The following is an 18,960-nucleotide window of genomic DNA, read 5'->3' on the forward strand; positions in this document are numbered from 1 at the left end:
AGTGAACACGCCGCCGCCAAGCACGGCCACCGCGGCCTGTGCCTTGCATCGCCGCGGCATAGGGTGATGATGCCGAAGCGTCGTAACGGCGCGCGTCGCATCCCGGTTCCGGAAAACGGCGGAGTAGGACATGGCACGGGTTATCACGGTCGCGGGCGCGCAGATGGGGCCGATCGCACGCGGCGAGACGCGCGCTGAGGTGGTCGAACGCATGGTGGCGCTGCTCCGCCGGGCCCACGAACGTGGCGCCAAGCTGGTCGTGTTCCCCGAACTGGCGCTGACGACCTTCTTCCCGCGCTGGTACATGGAGGACTGGAACGAGGTCGATGCCTTCTTCGAGAAGGAGATGCCCGGTCCGGATACGCAGCGTCTGTTCGACACGGCGCGCGACCTCGGCATCGGCTTCTACCTCGGCTATGCCGAGCACGAGCACCGCGACGGGGTGCTGCACCGGTTCAACACCTCGATCATCGTCGACTTCGAGGGCCGGATCGCCGGCAAGTACCGCAAGGTCCACCTGCCGGGTCACACCGATTTCGAGGGCCACCGCCCATGGCAGCATTTGGAAAAGCGCTATTTCGAGGTGGGTGACCTGGGCTTCCCGGTCTTCCGCACGATGGGCGGGATCATGGGCATGTGCCTGTGCAACGACCGCCGCTGGCCCGAAACGTGGCGCGTCATGGGCATGAAGGGCGTCGAACTCGTCATGCTCGGCTACAACACGCCGGCGGCCAACTCGCTGTCCGCCACCGAGCCCCCGCACGTCCGGATGATGCACAACCATATCACCGTGCAGGCCGGCTGCTACCAGAACGGGACCTGGGCCGTCTCGGTGGCGAAGGCGGGCCACGAGGACGGCTGCGACCTGATGGGCGGCAGCATCATCGTCGCGCCGTCGGGAGAGATCGTGGCGCAGGCGCACACGCTCGCGGACGAACTGATCGTCTACGACGCCGACCTCGACGAGGGCCGCTTCAACAAGACGACGATCTTCAACTTCGCCGCCCACCGGCGCCCGGAAGTCTACGGGATCATCACCGAACGGGCGGGCATGATCGAGCCGGACTGACGGCTCGACCGAAGCCCCGCGGATGGTTCAGATCGTCATGTGCCGAGCGCGTGCGCCGCGCTCGATCGCGGCGGCGGCGAGCCGGCCGACCTGCAGGCGGTAGCGGATGATGTCGAGCATCCGCGCCTCCTCCTGGGTCACGCGGCCGTCGGCTGCGGCGACGTCGCAGGCGAGCGCGTAGGCCGTCTCCCGCAGGCGCTCGGGCAAAGCCGCCTCGACCTGATCGAGAACGTTCTCCAGGCCGTCGTCGTCGTTCAGCAACCGGCCGCAGGCAGCCGCGTCCTTCGTCAGGCGGTCACGGTCGTAGTCGCGGAAGATCGGCAGGTACTGGACGACCTCGCCGATGCTGCGCAGTTCGGAGTTCGGCATACCGCCGTCCGAACCGGCGACGAGCACCATGACGTAGATCAGAGCCGTGTGATGGGTCGTGGAAGTCGTCAGTGTCATAGCGCGTCCTTCGCTGATCTGCTGGTGCTGTTAAGCAGGCGCGCAGCCTAGGTCAAGTTAAACGCCGGTAACGCGGTCCGCGCGCGGCTCGCCTCCGGCGCCGATGAAGGCGCGCGTCGTGGCGACGGCTTCGGCCAGTCCCACCCTTTGGACAGCCACGCCCTCCGGGAAAGCGCTGCAGAGGCGCGACGGCATCATCGGATCGAGGAGGACGAACACGCCGCAGTCGTCGGCGCGCCGGACGAGGCGGCCGAACGCCTGCCGCAGGCGCAGGCGCGTGATCCGGTCGTCGTAGGCGCGACCGCCGAACCGCGCGCGCCGCGCCCGATGCAGGATGTCCGGCCGCGGCCAGGGCACGCGGTCGAAGACGATCAGGCGCAGGGCACGTCCCGGCACGTCGACCCCGTCGCGCACCGCATCCGTTCCGAGCAGACAGGAATCCGGCTCGGCACGAAAGATCTCGATCAGGGTATTCACGTCCATCCGGTCGACATGCTGGGCGAGCAGCATCCGACCTTCCGCCTCGAGCGGTTCCACAATGCGCTCGTGCACCGCGCGCAGCCGGCCGATCGCCGTAAACAGACCGAGTCCGCCGCCGCCGGAGGCCATGAACAGGGCACGATAGGCCGCGGCGACCTGGCTCAGATCATCCTTGCGCACGTCCGTGACGATCAGGACCCGTGTCTGGCGCACATAATCGAAGGGCGACGGCACCGCCGCCCGCAGTGCCGGCGCCGAGAAATGCACCGCCCCGGTGCGTGCCTCGGCGGCCAGCCAGTCCGCCTCGGGATTTCCGGTCGCGTCGCGCAGGGTCGCTGACGTGACCAGCAGCCCATGGGCGTGGCCGCCGATGCTCGCAGCGAACGGGACAGTCGGGTCCACCCAGTGGCGGTGCATGCCGACATCGAAGTCGCGACCCTCGATCCGGTCGATGGCCAGCCAGTCGACGAACTCGGCCGTAGGCTCGGCGCCCATGCCGTCGAGCATGCTGCGCCACGCCGTGACCTGGACCTCGGCCCGGCGCTGCAGCGACCGGCACAGCCCCTCGATGCGCAGCCGCATCGCGGTCTCGAGCGTGTCGGCTTCATCCTCCAGGCGCTGCAGCAGGCGCCGGCGCAGGGCCGACAGCGGGCGGGCGAGCTTGGCCAAGGCCGCCGCGAGGCTCGCCGACGCCTCTGGCAAGCCGTCGACAGCCGGCAGCAGGTCCGCTTCTATGCCATAGGGTGCGTCGGGACCGACGGCCCGCGCCGCCACCTGCTGGCGGACCAGCGCCAGGAAGGTTTCGACCGGTCCCTGCGGCCGGCCTTCGGCGAGCCGCAGCATCCAGCCTTCCGCCGGCAGGATGGCAGCCGCACGCACCGCCTGCTCCACCGCGTCCGCCGTCTCCTCGTCGGCGGACAGGTCCTCCATCCGGCGGCGCAGGCCGCGGGCGCGGCTGCGGCCGCCCTCCGCGCCCAGCATCCAGCGCCGGAGTTCCGCCGTCTCCAGGCCGGACAGCACGGCCGAGAAGGCCGAATCCGCGGCGTCGAACAGATGATGGCCCTCGTCGAACACGTAGCGCGTCGGCAGATACGCATCGTCGAGCCCGCCGAGCGCGGCCTGCGCCATGACGAGCGCGTGGTTGGCGACGACGAGTTCCGCCCGTCGGGCGCGGCGGACATTCCGCTCGATGAAGCACTTCTGATAGTGCGGACATGCGGCATAGATGCACTCGCCGCGCTGGTCGGCGAGACCGCGGGTGCGCGCTGCCCCGAGGAGGTCCGGCAGCCAGGCGGGGAAGTCGCCGCCGACCATGTCGCCGTCGCGCGTGCGCTCGGCCCAACGGACCATCAGCCCCAGGACCACGGTGTCGCCGGGCCGCGCGCCGACCACCCGTGTCGCATCCTCCAGGTTCAGAAGGCAGAGATAGTTCTCGCGTCCCTTGCGGATGACGACCTTGCCCTGCCGCTCCTCGGCATCGGGGAAGAGCCGCTCCAGTTCCCGGTCGACCTGATGCTGCAGATTGCGCGTATAGGTACTGATCCAGACGGGGGCGCCGTTCTTTTCCGACCAGACGCTCGCCGGCGCGATATAGCCGAGCGTCTTGCCGACGCCGGTGCCCGCCTCGGCGATTACGAACAGCGGCTCATCGCGGCGCTCGCGCGGCTGGAAGGCGCCGGCCGCGGCAGACGCATAGTCCGCCTGGCTCGGCCGCGGCTCGGCGTCGGTGCCGAGGAGGTCCGACAGCCGGTGGCGCGTCTCCGCCGACGAGACGGGGTGGCTGGAGGGCGGAGGCAGCGGCGCCTCCTCCTGCCAGGCCTGAAGCCGCTCCCACACCGCCATGGCGCGCTGCACCCGAGGCGCCTCTGTCGCGTTACCGTTTTCGGGGCTGAAGCCCAGGGCGTTCAGCAGCGCCGGTCCCCACGGCCATCCGGCCCTGGCCATTCCCCAGGCGACGGGCAGGGCATGCGGATCGTCGGAGCGCGCCGCCTGTTCCTGCAGGAGCACACGCGCCGCGCCGATCAGCGCCTCGACTTCCGCCGCCTTACTGCGGGGCGGCGGCAGGCCGACGGCGGCAGCGAGGCCGCGCGGGGTCGGCAGACAGAAGCGCGCGGCTCTGACGAACGCGAACAGTTCCAGCAGGTCGAGACCGCGGAAAGGCGCGATCCCCAGCCGCCGCGCCAGGGCCGGGGCGTGCGCGACCAGCGGCATCTCGGACTGGATGCGCGCGGCCGCCTCGGCCGGCGCGAGTTCCAGCATCTCGCCGTCAGGGGTTACCCAGAGAGCCGATCTGAACGTGGCGATCAGGACGGGGGAGCGCGGGACGTGCAGCAGGGCGTACGGCCTCCTCGGGTCATCGGTCTACGCCCGGACGTCCAACTTGCTGAGGTGCGCCGCGGCGTGCAAGGCCGCAGAGGCGACCGAGGACCTCGTGACGTCTTGACGACCGCCGCAGCCGCGCATATCCGATTGGCAAGGTCCCGACGGGGGCGCGGAAATGAACAGAGAGGCGACATGCAGCCGGCGAAAGCGGATATCGACCGTCATCGCGACATTTGGGGAGGTTTCGTGCTCTTCACGAAGCTCTCCATCGCCGCGATCGCAGTGGTGATGGTGCTGATGTGGTTCTTGGTCGCTTGATGCACTGAAACGCGAAACGGCGGCCTAGGGCCGCCGTTCCACTGTCGACCGGTCGGCGTTTCAGCCGACGATGTCGCACTCGGCGAAGAAGAAGCCGATCTCGCGCTTTGCGTTCTCCAGCGAGTCCGAACCGTGCACCGAGTTCGCCTCGACGCTCTCGCCGAAATCCTTGCGGATGGTGCCGGGTGCGGCGTTCGCCGGGTTGGTGGCGCCCATCACGTCGCGATGACGCTGCACCGCATTCTCGCCTTCCAGGGCCTGCACGACGACCGGACCGGAGGTCATGAACGCGCAGAGGTCCTTGAAGAACGGACGCTCCCGGTGGACTTCGTAGAAGCGCTCCGCCTGCTCGCGGGTCAGCTTGACCCGGCGCTGGGCGATGATCCGCAGCCCTGCTTCCTCGAAGCGGGCGTTGATCTTTCCGGTCAGGTTGCGCCGCGTGGCGTCGGGCTTGATGATGGAAAGTGTCTGCTCGGTAGCCATGTGGCTCCTGTCTCCCTAGGGGATCAACGGCGCGGCGTTATAGCCGCGCCCGTGATGCCGGGCAACTCCATTGGACGGCGTAGGCCCTTCAGCCGTTCTTCCGCCACCCTTGCGCCGAAAACTCCCAGTAGACGGGAGTATGCCCGGCCGCGAGGCAGTTGCGCCAGCGTGCGCGGGCCGCATCGCGCACAGCCGGATCGTTCCTGTCGAAGAGTATGCTGCATTTCTCGAAGGCTTCGGGCGCCGCCGCCTCGGCATCGTCGATCATGACCAGCAGCGACGCCGCGTTCGGGTTCTCCTCCGCCAGCGTCAGATAAACCGGCTGCCGCTCGGCGTGGCCGTCGGCCTCGCTGCCGTGCGGCAGAAAGGATGCGGGATCGTAAGTCCAGAGGCCGAGGTTCAGCGCCTCCAGGCGTTCACGCGTACCGCAAAGCACGACGGCGCGCCGCCCGGCGGCGAGTTCCGGCTCGAGGAACGCCGCCAAGCCCGTTTCGAAGCGCTGCCCGGCCACGTTGCGGAACTCGATCTCCACGGCCCCTCCCCGGCCCCGTGCTGCGGGCGCTCACTGCTCGTAGTGATCGGCGACGAAGCGGTCCAGCAGGCGCACGCCGAAGCCGGTACCCCCCTTCGGCGACGTGGGCTTCGCCTTGCTGCCCCACGCGACGCCAGCGATGTCCAGATGCGCCCAGGGCACGTCGTTGCAGAACCGCTTCAGGAACTGCGCCGCAGTGACGCTGCCACCGTCGCGACCGCCGATATTCTTCATGTCGGCGATGTCCGATTCGATCTGCTTGTCGTAGGCGTCATCCAGCGGCATGCGCCACAATGTCTCGCCGGAGGCCTTGCCGGCCGCCAGCAGGCGCTCCGCCAGCGCGTCGTCAGTGGCGAACAGGCCGGCATTGTTGTGGCCGAGCGCGACGATGATGGCGCCCGTCAGGGTGGCGAGGTCGATCATCGCCTCCGGCTTGAACCGGTCCTGGGTGTACCAGAGGACGTCGGCGAGAATCAGGCGGCCCTCGGCGTCGGTATTGATGACTTCGATCGTCTGGCCCGACATCGACTTCACTACGTCGCCCGGACGCTGTGCCGTGCCGGAGGGCATGTTCTCGGCGAGGCCGATGATGCCGACCGCGTTGACCTTGGCCTTGCGGCCGGCCAGTGCCTTCATCAGGCCGACGACGGCCGCCGCGCCGCCCATGTCCCACTTCATGTCTTCCATGCCGGCGGCGGGCTTGATCGAGATGCCGCCGGTGTCGAACGTGACGCCCTTGCCGATGAAGGCGACCGGAGCCTTGCCCTTCTTGCCGCCGTTCCACTGCATGACGACAATGTAGGAATCATGCTGGCTGCCGGCGCCGACGCCGAGCAGCGCCCCCATGCCGAGCTTGCGCATGTCCTTCTCGCTCAGGACATCGATCTCGACGCCGAGCTTAGACAGTTCCTTGGCCCGGTCGACCAGCGTCGCCGGGTAGAGCACGTTCGCGGGCTCGGAAACGAGATCCCGCGCCGTGAAGACGCCGTCTGCGACCTTGTCGAGGCCGGCGAACACCTTTTTCGCGGCGGAGTGGCCGTCGAGCATCACCGACAGACGGTCCAGCGCGGGCTTGTCTTCCGGCTTCTGCTTCGTCTTGTAGAGGTCGAACCGGTAGCTCGCCAGGCGGAACCCGAAGGCTAGTCGCGCACCGATCTCGGCCGCGGTCTGCGGCGCGCCGTCGATCGGATCGAGCGACACCGTCACGCGCTTCGTCCCCGTGCCGGCGAGGTGACCGAAGATGGCACCGCCAAGATCCTCAGCCGCACGCTGGTCGAGTGCAGCGGCCTTGCCGAGGCCGGCGAGGACGACCCGATCCACCGGCAGTCCGGCGGGTGCCAGCACGTCCAGCATCTGCCGCGCCTTGCCGGTGAAACGGCTGGCACCGATGGCACGGCGCAGCGCGCCGTTCAACCGCCCGTCGAGTTCTTCCGCCGATGGCGTCAACACACCGTCCTCGAACACGCCCAGGACGTGCGCGCCCGTGTCCGGCTGCGTCGGCGCTCCAAACTCGATCTTCATGCGGCACTCCTCGGTGGGTCTCGGCGCGGCGCCCGCGGCTCCCGGACGCCGGCATCCTCGTTGGATAGGAGCAAGCCCAAGGCCCGTCAACCTTACGGACCGAGAATTCCCGGCCACAGTGGGAAACGCCGGGCACATCAGCCGCTCCGACAGCCTTGACACGGCCCCGGCCCCATGATGCCTAGAAGCCGATGCAGCGCGGGATCTCAGCTCGCGAGGCCAGGACTCAGGCTGACGACGATGTGGTCGCAGGCCCACCGGTACATCTTCCGGCAGACGGCGCTGGCCCTACTCTGCGCCGCCGCCGCCTTCACGGCTGTGGTCTGGCTCGTTTATTCGCTACGGTTCCTCGATCTCCTGGGCGCCGGCAGCGTTTCCCCCGCCGTCTTCGCGCAACTGGTCCTTCTCAACCTGCCCCGCTTCCTCGCGGCGGCGTTGCCGCTCGCCCTCTTCGTCGCGATCCTGCTCGTCTTCCATCGCCTCGCCGGAGACCGGGAACTCGTGGCGCTGCGTGCGGCGGGCATGAGCAATCCGCGGCTCGCCCTCGCCCCGGCCGCCGTCGCGCTGCTGACCGCCGTGGCGGTGGCGTCGATCAACCTGATCGTGGCGCCCCTGGCCGCACAGGCCTTCAGGTCGTTGAACCAGACGGTGCGGGCGGACCTGCCGCTGGCGGGAATCCGGCCGGGCGCGTTCCAGTCGCCTCGCCCCGGACTGACCATCTTCGCCGCCGCCGTGAACGGCGACGGCACACTGTCGGGCCTGCTCGTCCACGACACACGCCGATCGGATCGCACCGTCACGATCTCGGCGCGCAGCGCCCTGCGCATCGATCGTCCCGACGGCGCTGCCCTCCTGCTCGACGACGGGTTGCTGCAGGAGCGCAATCCGGAGGACGGTCGACTGACCACGGTGCGCTTCGAGCACTATACCCTCACGGCCGCCAGCCTGACGGATGCCGCGGCCACGCGCAGGCCCGATCCCTCGGAGATGTCCCTCGCCATGCTCCTCGCGGGAGGCGCCGGCTGGGCACCGCCCGGCACCGCGGCCCGGATGCTGGCCGAGGGGCACTACCGGCTCGCGGGAATCCTTCACGCTCCAGCCATGGCGGCGCTCGCGCTCTGGCTTCTCCTCCACCCGGTGGCCGCACGGCAGACGCCCGGCCTGCGCCTGGCCGGTACGGTCGCGGCCGCCCTCCTGCTCCAGGCGGCCATCCTCGCTGCCCGCTGGGCCGCCGCGCGGAATCCCTGGATGCTCGGCGCGGTATACCTCGTGCCGCTGCTTCCAATCGCGACGGCAGCGGCCCTGTGCCTGCGCGATGCGGACGGTCCCAGCCGTACGGCAGCAGCCCAGTGACCCATTCCACCACATTGTCGGCCTATCTTGGCCGCCAGTTCCTGCAGTGGCTGCTGGCGGCTGCGACGCTCGCTGCCGTCCTCATCCTGCTGTTCGATTCCCTCGAACTCATGCGGCGCGCCGCCGATCGCCCGGACATGACGATGGGCATGGTGGCCGAGATGGCGCTTCTGCGCCTGCCCGGTCAGTTCCGGACCGTCCTGCCGCTCTGCGTGCTGCTGGGCGCCCTGTTCGCGTTCAGGCATCTGACGCGGAGCCGCGAACTGGTGGTGGCCCGCGCTTCGGGTATCTCGGTCTGGCAGTTTCTCGCACCCGCCCTCGGGCTGGCGCTCGCGATCGGCCTCTTCGCCGTGACCGTGCTCGGACCGGCCGCGGCGATCCTGCGCGACTGGGCCGACCGCGTGGAGCATGACCATCTGCCGGTGGGCGCCGCGGCGGTCTCCGTCGGCGCATCCGGCATCTGGATGGCCGACGGCGCGGGCGGCGGACAGCTCCTGGTCAATGCGGCCGAGGCCGACGGCAATGCCGGGCAGCTGAGATCGGTGACGATGTACCGACTCGACGGCGATGGCCGTCTGGTCGAGCGCATCGACGCCGAAGCGGCACGCCTCACGGATGGCGGCTGGATGCTGGAAGCCGCAGTGGTAACCGACCGTGACGGCAGAACGGTGCGCCACGACCAAGATCTGCCGGTAACGACCGGGCTGACGTGGCAGCGGATCGAGCATGCCGGTGCACCGGTCGAGACGATGTCCGTCTGGGATCTGCCGGGTGCCATGGCATCGCAGGAACAGGCCGGCCTGTCGAGCCTGCGCCACAGACTTCAACTGCATACGCTCCTCGCCTCGCCCGCACTCCTGTGCGGCCTCGTCCTGGTCGCGGCCGCATTCGTGCTGCATCCGGGGCGCAGGCTGCATCCGGTCGCGGTAGCCGCCGCCGGGGCCGCAACCGGGCTCGTCCTCCTTCTGTGTTCCGACCTCGTCACTGCGCTCGGGGCGGCGGGGCGGCTCCCGCCGATCCTGGCCGCGTGGGCGCCTGCCGCCTTCTGCATCGTGGCGGGAACGGCCGCACTCTTGCGCAGCGAGGACGGTTGAGGCGTTTGCGTCGCCGGGGCGCGGGGGCTATTGTCGCCGGTCCCCGGGGGGCGGCCGTACGCGAGCGACGAGTTCAAACAGTCATGTCTATCAGACCGACCGCCATCCTCCGTCATGCGGCCCTAGCGGCACTCGTCGCCACCTCGACGGTGGCGGCGTCGGGTGAGGTTCTGGCGCAGCGCGGCCCTAGCCAGCAGGCTCCCGTACAGCAGCCTTCCATTCAGCAGGGCCCCATCCAGCAGGGGCCGACGATCGCTGCGATAGTCAACGAGCAGTTGATCTCGACATACGATCTGCAGGCACGCCTCCGGCTGGCGCTGTTCAGCGCCAACCTGCCCGACACGCAGGAGAGCCGACAGCGGCTGCTGCCGCAGGTCTTGCGCCAGTTGGTCGACGAGCAGCTGCAGATGCAGGAGGCGCAGCGCCTCGGACTGACGGTGTCCGAGAAGGAGTTGGCGGACGCCCAGGCGACCATCGAGCGGCAGAACAACCTGCCCCCCAGCGGGCTGCCCCAGCATCTGGCGCAGGGCGGCGTACCCTTCGAGACGCTACGCGCGCAGCTCCGCGCCAGCATCGCCTGGGGTAAGATCGTCCGGCGCCAGATCCGCCCGCAGGTCGAGGTCGGCGAGGAGGAGGTGGACGACTATCTCCGCGACCTCCGCGCCCGCGGCGGCCGGACGGAGTATGACGCCGCCGAAATATTCCTGTCGGCCGAAGTGTTCGACAGTGTCGAGGCGGCGCGCCAGGCGGCCGAACGCCTCGCCATTCAGGCTCGCGGCGGCGCAGCCTTCGGCGCGCTGGCCCAGCAGTTCTCGCAGGCGCCGAGCGCGGCCAACGGCGGTGCCCTCGGCAAGGTGCAGGAGGGCCAGCTTGATCCGCGCCTCGAGGCGGCACTGGCGACGATGCAGCCCGGGCAGATATCCGATCCCGTGCCCGTGGAGAACGGCTTCTACATCCTGCAGCTGAACGAGAAGCGGCGCATCGAACACGGTGCCGGCGGCCCGGAGACGGTGTCCCTGCGGCGCGTCTTCCTTCCGGTGGCGCCGGGCGCCGCCGCCGAAGTCGTGGCCGAACAGGAGGCCGCCGCCAGCCGGATCAGCAACACGGCGCGAAGCTGCGCCGACATGGAGCGCCTGGGTCGTGAGGCCGGCAGCCGCGGCAACATGAACCCGGGCCCCATCCCGCTCTCCGAACTGCCGCAACAACTCCGCGACATCGTGGCGCCCCTGCCGCTCAACCGCCCCACCCCGCCCCTCCGCCTCGACGACGGCTTCCTCGTCATGATGGTCTGCGCGCGCAGCGTCGGCGACACCGCTGGCCTGCCGTCGCGTGACGAGGTCATGCAGTCGCTCGGCATGCAGCGCATCGACATGATGGCGCGGCGCTACCTGCGCGATCTGCGCCGGTCGGCGTTCATCGACGTCCGCCTATGAGCGGTCGCGGCGAAGCGCCGCCGCTCGCCGTCACGATGGGAGATCCCGCCGGAGTCGGCGGGGAGATCGCTCTCAAGGCGTGGCTGGCAACGCGTGGCGATGCGGCTGCACCGCCCTTCTTTCTGATCGATTCGCCCGACCGCATTGCGGCGCTGGCACGAAGCGTCGGCATCGATGTCCCCGTGCGGAGCGTCGCCGCCGCGCGCGAGGCGTCGGCCGTCTTCCGTTCGGCGCTGCCGGTGCTGGCGATCGATGTCCCCCGGCCGGTCGTCCCCGGCAGGCCAGACCGGGGCAACGCCGCGTCGGTCGTGGCGGCCATCGACCGTGCGGTGGCGCTGTCGGTGGCGGGCGATGCCGCCGGCGTCGTGACCAATCCGATCCACAAGGAATCGCTCTACGCCGCCGGCTTCCGCCATCCCGGTCATACCGAGTATCTGGCCGAACTGGCGGGCGGGGTGCCGGTGGAGATGATGCTGGCGTCGCCGCAGTTGCGCGTCGTGCCGATGACCATCCACGAGCCGCTGCGCGAGGCGATCGGCCACGTCACCGTCGAAGCGGTGCTGGGATGCGTCCGCCGCACCGCCAAGGCGCTGCGCGAAGACTTCGGCGTCGTACGCCCGCGGATCGCCGTGGCGGGCCTCAACCCGCACGCGGGAGAAGGCGGGACCATCGGCCGCGAGGAGGTGGAGATCATCGCGCCCGCGATCGCGACGCTGCGTGCCGAAGGCCTCGACGTCGCTGGCCCACTGCCCGGCGACTCGATGTTCCACGCAGAGGCGCGCGCGGGATACGACGCCGCCGTCTGCATGTATCACGACCAGGCTCTGATCCCGATCAAGACGCTGGATTTCCACGGCGCGGTCAACGTCACCATCGGCCTGCCATTCGTGCGGACATCGCCGGATCACGGCACGGCCTTCGGCATCGCCGGGACCGGCCGGGCCGATCCGGCTAGCCTGATCGCGGCGATCGCGCTCGCCGCGGAGATCGCCCGCCGGCGCGCCGATGCCGCCGGGAACTGACGGGCCGGAGACTGACGGGCCGCCGTCCCACGCCGCGATGCGCCTGCCGCCGCTGCGCGAGGTCATCGCCCGGCACGGACTGGCCGCGCGCAAGGGGCTGGGCCAGCACTTCCTCTTCGACGAGAACCTGACGCGCCGCATCGTCCGCGGCGCCGGCACACTGGCGGGCCACACGGCCATCGAGGTCGGGCCCGGCCCAGGCGGCCTCACGCGCGCTCTGCTGGAGTCCGATGCGCGCGAGGTGGTCGCGATCGAGATCGACACGCGCTGCCTCGGCGCGCTGGCCGAACTCGCCGCGACCGCGCCCGGCCGGCTGCGCGTGATCGAGGGCGACGCCCTCTCGGTCGACCTGTTTGCGATCACCGAGGGACCGCGCAAGATCGTCGCCAACCTGCCCTACAATGTCGGCACGCGGCTCCTGGTCGGCTGGCTGCCGCGCACCGATGCCCTCGCCGGCATCACCGTGATGCTGCAGAAGGAGGTGGCCGAACGCCTCTACGCCGTTCCGCGGACCAAGGCGTATGGCCGGTTGAGCATCATGGCGCAATGGCGCTGGCGCGTCCGGCGCCTCTTCGACGTGCCGCGCCAAGCCTTCGTGCCGCCGCCGAACGTGACCTCCGCCGTGGTAGGCCTGGAGCCGCTGCCGGCACCCGCCGCAGAAGCGGATTGGGAAGCACTTCAAACGGTTACTGCTGCTGCCTTCAACCAACGCAGGAAGATGTTGAGATCAAGCCTCAAGGCGCTCGGCCCCCATGCCGATCGTTTCCTCGAACAGACCGGCATCCGCGGCGAAGCGCGCGCCGAGGAACTCGACGTGGTCGCCTTCTGCGCCCTCGCCCGCGCATGGCGGGAGGTGAATCCGTGACGCACGCAACCGTCACCGTGAACGGCGTGCCGCTGATGGTCGATGCGAGCGGCGCCCTGTGGTGGCCGGAACATCGCCTGCTGGTGGTCGCCGACCTGCATCTGGAGAAGGGCTCCGGCTTCGCCGAGCGCGGCGCCTTTCTGCCGCCCTACGACACCCGTACCACGATCGAGGGCCTGGAGCGGCTCGTGCGCCGCTACCGGCCTGGGTCCGTCGTCGCCCTCGGCGATAGTTTCCACGACACGCGGGCGCGCACGCGGCTCGGCGAGGCCGAAATCGAGCGCCTGCGCCGGCTGACGGCCGCGACGGACTGGCTGTGGATCGCCGGCAACCATGATCCGGCCCCGCCTGCCGACCTGGGCGGACGGGTCTCCGACGAGACGACCCTGGGCGCCCTCACCTTCCGCCACGCACCGGTGGCCGAGGGCGGCGCCGGCGAAATCTGCGGCCATCTGCACCCGAAGGCGTCGGTCGCGGTGCAGTCCCGCCTGGTCACGGCGCGCTGCTTCGTCACCGACGGCCGGCGCATGGTGCTGCCGGCCTTCGGCGCCTTCACCGGTGGCCTGGATGTAAACGACGACGCCTTCCGTCCGGTCTTCCGACGCGGCTTCCGCGTCTTCATGACCGGCAGTGATCGCCTGCACATGTTCCCCGCCTCGCGCCTCACCCGTCGGGCCGTCCCGGTCGAGGCGTAGGACTGCTGGAGACGCGGGCCCGGCGCCGCGGACTGCGCGAGCGTCGGGGGTGTCTGGAACAATCGACGATGTCCGGCCTATGCTCGGCACCAACGAGAATGCTTGCCCCGGGGAAACACCGATGACCGTCCGCATGATCGGCGACGTGAGCCTGAGCCGTGTCGAGGAGAACGCCGGCCCGTCCTTCACGCCGAGCGCGCTCTACGCCGACTGGACGCCGGCGGCGCTAGAGAAGCACCGCGACTGGCTGGTGCCGCGCTGCTTCCACGAGCGGACGGGCCGCTTCCTGATGAGCCTGCACAGCTGGATCATCAGGACCGACCGGCACACGATCCTGGTCGATACCTGCGTCGGCAATCACAAGACGCGCTCGCGCGCCATGTGGAACGGGCTGGACACGCCCTGGCTCGACCGGCTGAAGGCGGCCGGGGTCGAGCCGGAGGCCGTCGACTTCGTGCTCTGCACGCACCTCCACACCGATCATGTGGGCTGGAACACGCGCCTTAAGGACGGCCGCTGGGTGCCGACCTTCCCGAACGCGAAGTACCTGTTCTCGAAGACCGACTACGACTATTGGGGCGAGAAGAACCGGACGGAGCCGGCGCTGGACGGGGCTTATACCGACAGCGTGCTGCCGATCGTCGAGCACGGCCGGGCGGTGATGGTGGACGGCGAGCACGCCATCGACGACCAGATGATCATCCGGCCGGCACCCGGCCACACGCCCGGACACGTGACGATGCGGCTCGATTCGAAGGGCCAGTCCGGGCTCTTCACCGGCGACATCATGCACCACCCGATGCAGGTCTACGAACCGCACTGGAACAGCCGCTTCTGCGAGTTTCCGGACGATGCGGCGAAGACGCGACGGCAGGTGCTGGAGAGCCTGTGCGACACGCCGACGCTGATGCTGCCGGCGCATTTCCCCGCACCCCACTGCGGCCACGTGAAGAGCAGCGGCCACGGCTTCCGCTTCGCCTTCGCCGACTGAGGCCTCCGTCTTGCACGATTCGGCGGAGGCGCCGACGCGTCTCGACCGCTGGTATCCCTGGCTGATCGTCGTCGCGTCGCTGACGATGATCGTGGTCGGCCAGGGCATCCAGTTCGTCCTGTCGGTGTCGCTGAAGGCGATGACGGCCGACCTGGGCTGGCCGCGGCAGGTTCCGTCGCTGGCCTATGCCGCATCCATGGTCTGCGCCGGCATCGGCGCGCTCTATCTGGGCCGCCTGTCCGACCGGCTCGGCATGGGGCCGGTGGCGCTGATCGGCGCGGTGATGATCCCGGGCGGCGCCGTGCTGACCAGCTTCGTCACCGAGCCGTGGCAGCTCTATCTGGTCTTCGGCGTAATGATCGGGCTGTTCGGCAACGCGACGATCTTCGCGCCGCTGATGGCCAACACGACCCGCTGGTTCGACCGCAACCGCGGCCTGGCGCTGGGCATCGTCGCCAGCGGCCAGAGCATGGGCGGCACGATCTGGCCACCGATCGCGACGGCGCTGAACATCGAGATCGGCTGGCGCGGCACCTTTCTCTGGTACGGGGTGGCTGCCCTGATCCTGATGATGTGCATGACGCTGATCCTGCGCCGCAGGGCGCCGGGCCACCTGCCCCCCGCCCCCGTTTCCGCGGGCAGCCGGCGGGCCGCGGCGGCGCCGGTGCTCGGCTGGCCGGCATGGCTGGTGCAGGCGATGCTCTGCGCCGCCATCGTCGGCTGCTGCGTGCCCATGGCGCTGCCCCTCGTCCACCTCGTGCCGCACGCCAGCGACCTCGGCTTCGGGCCCGCGGCGGCGGCCGGCCTGCTCTCCGTGGCGCTCGCGACGAGCTTCGTCAGCCGGGTCGGCGGCGGCATGCTGGCGGACCGGATCGGCGGCCTGCGGACGCTGTTCATCGGTTCCGCCATTCAGGCGGCGATGCTGGCGGGCATCGCCTCGACCACCGATCTGGCCCTGCTCTTCGGGTTCGCGGCGATCTTCGGCCTGGGCTACGGCGGCATCATCGCGATGTACGCCTTCATCGTACGGGAATATTTCCCATCGGAAGGCCTCGGCGGGCGGATCGCCGTCGTCTATCTGTTCGGCACGCTCGGCATGGCGCTGGGCGGATGGACGGGCGGCTACGTCTACGATGCGGTCGAATCCTATGCCGTGGCTTTCGCCATCGGCGTCGCTTTCAACGTCGGCAATCTTGCCTTGATCGGCACCCTGATCCTGCGAAGCCGCGGCCGCTCGGCCGCGGCGGTCGCCTGAAGAAGGTCAGCGCGGCACCTCGGCTCGGCTTTCGCCGACATTTTGAGCCATGGTCAGCCCGGCCCAGGGCCGCAACGCGCGGCGATAGGCCGCCTGATCCAGCAGCAGCGACTCCGCCAGCGTCTCGTCTGCGGCGCTCTCGTCGGTCTCGGCAGGGCAGACGAGGCGAAGGGTCCGCGCCAGGGCATCGTCGCTGTGGTCGTAGGCATGCCATGCGATGAAGTCCGACTGGACTGCGTAGCGCGGCGTGTTGCTGTGCTCGCCGATCACCTTGCCATCCGGTCCCCGGTTTTCCGCTGCCTCGCTGGTGCAGACGCCGGGCAGCACGCCCAGCCGGTCGAGCACATATCCCGAGGGTGCATGCATGCGGGACCAGGTGATGATCAGTTCCCCGCCGTTCGGCATGCGGGCGACGTTCTGCACCGACCCCTTGCCGTGGGTCGTCGAGCCGATGACGACCGCCCTGCCCCAGTCCTGGAGCGAGGCGGCGACCATCTCCGCGGCCGAGGCGGAGCGGCCGTTGATCAGGATCGCCATCGGGATGCCGCGTGCGATGTCGTCGCGGCTGGCGGTGAAGGCGCTGTTGCTGGCCGGGTGGCGGCCGCGCGTCGACACGATCACGCCGTCGGTGAGGAACAGGTCGGCCACGCCGATCGCCTGGTCGAGCAGGCCGCCCGGGTTTCCACGCAGGTCGAGCACGATGCCGCGGAGATTGCGCCCCATCTCCTGGCGCGCCTCCCTGACCATGCTCATCAGGTCGCTGGTCGTATGGCGGTTGAACGAGGACAGGCGGAACGTCGCAATGTTGCCTTCTCTCTTCCACGTCACCGTCTGCGGCACGATGTGCGCGCGCTGGAGCACGAGGTCGAAGACGACCTGCGGGTCCTTGCGGGCGATGCGGATCCGCACCTCGGACTCGAGCGGCCCGCGCAGGAACTCGACAGCATCGTGGTGCGACATGCCCTCGAGCGCATAGCCGTCCACATGCGTGATCTCGTCGCCCGCGAGGATTCCGGCGCGCGACGCTGGCGTGTCAGGCAACACCCGGACGACGCGCGGCCTGCCTTGCTCCTCCTCGACCACGATGCCGATGCCGCCGAACCCCTCGCGCGAGGCGCGTGCCTGATCGGCGGAGTCGGCGTCGGTGTAACGCGAGTAGCCGTCCAACTGCGTGAGCAGGGAGCCGAACATGCTGTCGTAGATGCGCTCCGGCGCCACACCCCGAAGCTTCGGCGAATGCGCCCAGCTCGCATCGAGCACGCCAGCGGTGACCCGCGCCCATCCCTCGGCGTCGCTGGCCGAGGGAACCGGGAAGGTTCGCGCTTCCCGTCCCTCAATCAACAGCTGGACCTGATCGGATGTGCGCCGGATCTGCAACCCGGAGTCGAGGCTGGTCAGGCCGTCGAAACTGGCCTGCGCGATCCGCTCGACCGGCAGCGGATCGATATAGCGCTCGTGCACATGGCGGTAGCCATCGGCGAACAGCAGTTGCGCCGACGCCTCGGGGAACGCCGCGACGGCATCCGGCTGCGCCGGCTTCGCACAGGCCGAAAGAAATGCACAAAGGCCGCCCACGGCGAGGAACGCCATTGTCGTCCGCCGCTTCGCCGAGCCGGCAACTACTGGGGTCACGCCACTGTCCATCGCCAAGATGGTAATACCTTACGATAACGCCGAGAGGCGCACCACGATCCGTGCAAGCTAAAGGCGAATGATCAACAGGCCGTCAATGGGCTGTTGCTTCGCCGACACAACGTCCCACACTGGGCTACCGTTGCTCGCGACCTGTACAGGACGCAACCATGCGGTGCCAAAACATCATGCGGATTCGGCGCTGGCCGCAGCTTCAGTCCACGGATCGAGCTGCACGGGCGGCGGCGTCGTCGTCGACATCGGCACGAACACCGTCTTCTCGTCGTGAGGCGCCGGCGACCGCTGGCGAATCCGCCACAGGGTGAAGGCGGCGAGCAACACTCCGCCGCCGAGCGAGTAGTAGAACAGGGCGTTGCGGCCGAACACGTCCATCAGGATGGATGCGGCGATCGGCCCCAGCATCGCGCCGAGCCCGAAAGCCAGCAGCAGCCCACTAGTCGCGGCAATGGCATCCTCCGGCGGCAGGAAGTCATTCGTATGTGCCACGGCGATCGGATAGATCGCGAAGGCGGTCCCGCCATAGACGGCACCGACCGCGAGCAGAAGACGCAGGTCCTCGCCCCCGGTCGCCGCCAGCACGCCGGCGGCCGCGACGAGACAGACGCAGACCGCCAAAAGGATGCGACGGCGGTCCATCCTGTCCGAGAGCCGCCCGATCGGCCAAGCCAGCACGAAGCCGCCGAAGATGATCGCCGCCATCCAGATCGAGACCTGCGACACGTCCAGCCCGGCGCCGCGCCCGTAGATCGGTACCAGGGCGTAGAGCGGTCCGAGCAGTGCCCCGGAGATGAGGCAGGCCACGATACCCAGCGGCGACGCCTCGACCAGCTGACGCAAGGTGAGGCGCGACACCTCCTCCTGCGACGGCACTGCCTGCCGCGTCAGGCAGACCGGCACGATCGCCAGCATCACCAGGATCGTCGCGACGCTGAAGGCCTCGAAGCCGCGCGCGCCGAAGACCAAGAGCAGAAGCTGCCCCAGGCCGATAGCGACATAGTTCGCCACCATGTAGAGGGAGAAGACGCGGCCGCGGTTCTCGTTGCGCGACGACATGTTGAGCCAGCTCTCCATGACGATGAAGAGCGCCGCCAGGCTGTAGCCGGCGATGGCGCGCAGCACGCACCAGACGACCGCGTCGACGAAGATCGCATGCAGCAGCATCGTCGTGCCGGCGATCGCGGCGAAGGCCGCGAACGAGCGGATATGCCCGACGCGAAAGATGAGGTCCTGGCTGATCCGGGTGCCGAAGAGCAGGCCGAGATAGTAGGCGGCGGAGACGAAGCCGGCCGTTTGGGTCGAAAACCCGGCGATATCGAGCCGAAGGCTGAGCAGCGTCGTCATCAGCCCATTGCCGAGTTGGAAGATCAGCGACGCGAGAATGACGGGCAGGACGGCACGATAGACGGACATGGCTCACCGATGGGCCG

17 protein-coding genes are annotated in these 18,960 nt (G+C 69.4%); 10 read left to right on the forward strand and 7 right to left on the reverse strand.

The genetic code is table 11. The features are described from left to right. Positions 1-130 precede the first annotated feature (130 nt). Positions 131-1,069, forward strand: coding sequence for an N-carbamoyl-D-amino-acid hydrolase (locus ABIE65_RS00940; protein WP_354074933.1), 939 nt, complete (start codon positions 131-133; stop codon positions 1,067-1,069). Between the two features lie 27 nt (positions 1,070-1,096). On the opposite strand, the gene ABIE65_RS00945 is transcribed toward ABIE65_RS00940, so the two are convergent. Together ABIE65_RS00945 and ABIE65_RS00950 are read right to left on the reverse strand one after the other, a co-directional pair. Further along, on the reverse strand, positions 1,097-1,516 hold the full coding sequence (locus ABIE65_RS00945; RefSeq protein ID WP_354074934.1) for a tellurite resistance TerB family protein: 420 nt from the start codon (positions 1,514-1,516) through the stop codon (positions 1,097-1,099). A gap of 57 nt (positions 1,517-1,573) precedes the next feature. Continuing rightward, on the reverse strand, positions 1,574-4,255 hold the full coding sequence (locus ABIE65_RS00950; RefSeq protein ID WP_354074935.1) for an ATP-dependent DNA helicase: 2,682 nt from the start codon (positions 4,253-4,255) through the stop codon (positions 1,574-1,576). A 255-nt stretch (positions 4,256-4,510) separates the two neighbouring features. Here ABIE65_RS00950 and ABIE65_RS00955 point away from each other — a divergent pair, with 255 nt between their 5' ends. Further along, positions 4,511-4,636, forward strand: a complete 126-nt coding sequence (locus ABIE65_RS00955; RefSeq protein ID WP_354074936.1) for an aa3-type cytochrome c oxidase subunit IV — start codon at positions 4,511-4,513, stop codon at positions 4,634-4,636. Positions 4,637-4,696: 60 nt separating this feature from the next. On the opposite strand, the gene ndk is transcribed toward ABIE65_RS00955, so the two are convergent. From ndk to ABIE65_RS00970, 3 genes are all read right to left on the reverse strand, one after another. Further along, positions 4,697-5,119, reverse strand: coding sequence for a nucleoside-diphosphate kinase (gene ndk, locus ABIE65_RS00960; protein ID WP_354074937.1), 423 nt, complete (start codon positions 5,117-5,119; stop codon positions 4,697-4,699). An 88-nt stretch (positions 5,120-5,207) separates the two neighbouring features. Then, the gene (locus ABIE65_RS00965; RefSeq protein WP_354074939.1) at positions 5,208-5,651 is read right to left on the reverse strand and encodes a DNA polymerase III subunit chi; all 444 of its coding nucleotides are present in this window, start codon (positions 5,649-5,651) and stop codon (positions 5,208-5,210) included. Positions 5,652-5,681: 30 nt separating this feature from the next. Continuing rightward, complete coding sequence (locus tag ABIE65_RS00970) at positions 5,682-7,172, reverse strand: leucyl aminopeptidase (RefSeq protein ID WP_354074940.1); 1,491 nt, start codon at positions 7,170-7,172, stop codon at positions 5,682-5,684. A gap of 240 nt (positions 7,173-7,412) precedes the next feature. Between ABIE65_RS00970 and ABIE65_RS00975 the strand changes: the two genes are divergently transcribed. From ABIE65_RS00975 to ABIE65_RS01010, 8 genes are all read left to right on the forward strand, one after another. Then, positions 7,413-8,525: an LptF/LptG family permease gene (locus ABIE65_RS00975; RefSeq protein WP_354074942.1), complete on the forward strand. Its 1,113-nt coding sequence runs from the start codon at positions 7,413-7,415 to the stop codon at positions 8,523-8,525. Next, complete coding sequence (gene lptG / locus ABIE65_RS00980) at positions 8,522-9,619, forward strand: LPS export ABC transporter permease LptG (RefSeq protein ID WP_354074943.1); 1,098 nt, start codon at positions 8,522-8,524, stop codon at positions 9,617-9,619. Before ABIE65_RS00975 ends, lptG begins: the two co-directional genes overlap by 4 nt. A gap of 83 nt (positions 9,620-9,702) precedes the next feature. Beyond that, positions 9,703-11,052 carry a peptidylprolyl isomerase gene (locus ABIE65_RS00985; protein WP_354074944.1) on the forward strand — a complete coding sequence of 450 codons (1,350 nt, stop codon included), beginning with the start codon at positions 9,703-9,705 and terminating at the stop codon, positions 11,050-11,052. Further along, positions 11,049-12,074: a 4-hydroxythreonine-4-phosphate dehydrogenase PdxA gene (pdxA, locus tag ABIE65_RS00990; protein ID WP_354074945.1), complete on the forward strand. Its 1,026-nt coding sequence runs from the start codon at positions 11,049-11,051 to the stop codon at positions 12,072-12,074. Before ABIE65_RS00985 ends, pdxA begins: the two co-directional genes overlap by 4 nt. Next, entirely contained in the window at positions 12,058-12,939 is an 882-nt protein-coding gene (rsmA, locus tag ABIE65_RS00995) for a 16S rRNA (adenine(1518)-N(6)/adenine(1519)-N(6))-dimethyltransferase RsmA (protein ID WP_354074946.1), read from the forward strand. The genes pdxA and rsmA overlap by 17 nt, the downstream gene beginning before the upstream one ends. Beyond that, complete coding sequence (gene pdeM, locus ABIE65_RS01000) at positions 12,936-13,634, forward strand: ligase-associated DNA damage response endonuclease PdeM (protein WP_354074947.1); 699 nt, start codon at positions 12,936-12,938, stop codon at positions 13,632-13,634. Before rsmA ends, pdeM begins: the two co-directional genes overlap by 4 nt. 121 nt (positions 13,635-13,755) lie before the next feature. After that, positions 13,756-14,625: an MBL fold metallo-hydrolase gene (locus ABIE65_RS01005; RefSeq protein ID WP_354074948.1), complete on the forward strand. Its 870-nt coding sequence runs from the start codon at positions 13,756-13,758 to the stop codon at positions 14,623-14,625. A 10-nt stretch (positions 14,626-14,635) separates the two neighbouring features. Further along, positions 14,636-15,880: an MFS transporter gene (locus tag ABIE65_RS01010; RefSeq protein ID WP_354074949.1), complete on the forward strand. Its 1,245-nt coding sequence runs from the start codon at positions 14,636-14,638 to the stop codon at positions 15,878-15,880. 6 nt (positions 15,881-15,886) lie between these two features. Here ABIE65_RS01010 and ABIE65_RS01015 read toward each other — a convergent pair whose 3' ends face one another. Then, on the reverse strand, positions 15,887-17,512 hold the full coding sequence (locus tag ABIE65_RS01015; protein WP_354074951.1) for a S41 family peptidase: 1,626 nt from the start codon (positions 17,510-17,512) through the stop codon (positions 15,887-15,889). Between the two features lie 186 nt (positions 17,513-17,698). Next, on the reverse strand, positions 17,699-18,943 hold the full coding sequence (locus ABIE65_RS01020) for an MFS transporter (RefSeq protein ID WP_354074952.1): 1,245 nt from the start codon (positions 18,941-18,943) through the stop codon (positions 17,699-17,701). Positions 18,944-18,960: the final 17 nt, after the last annotated feature.

Source organism: Constrictibacter sp. MBR-5 (genome assembly GCF_040549485.1).
Lineage (GTDB): Bacteria > Pseudomonadota > Alphaproteobacteria > JAJUGE01 > JAJUGE01 > Constrictibacter.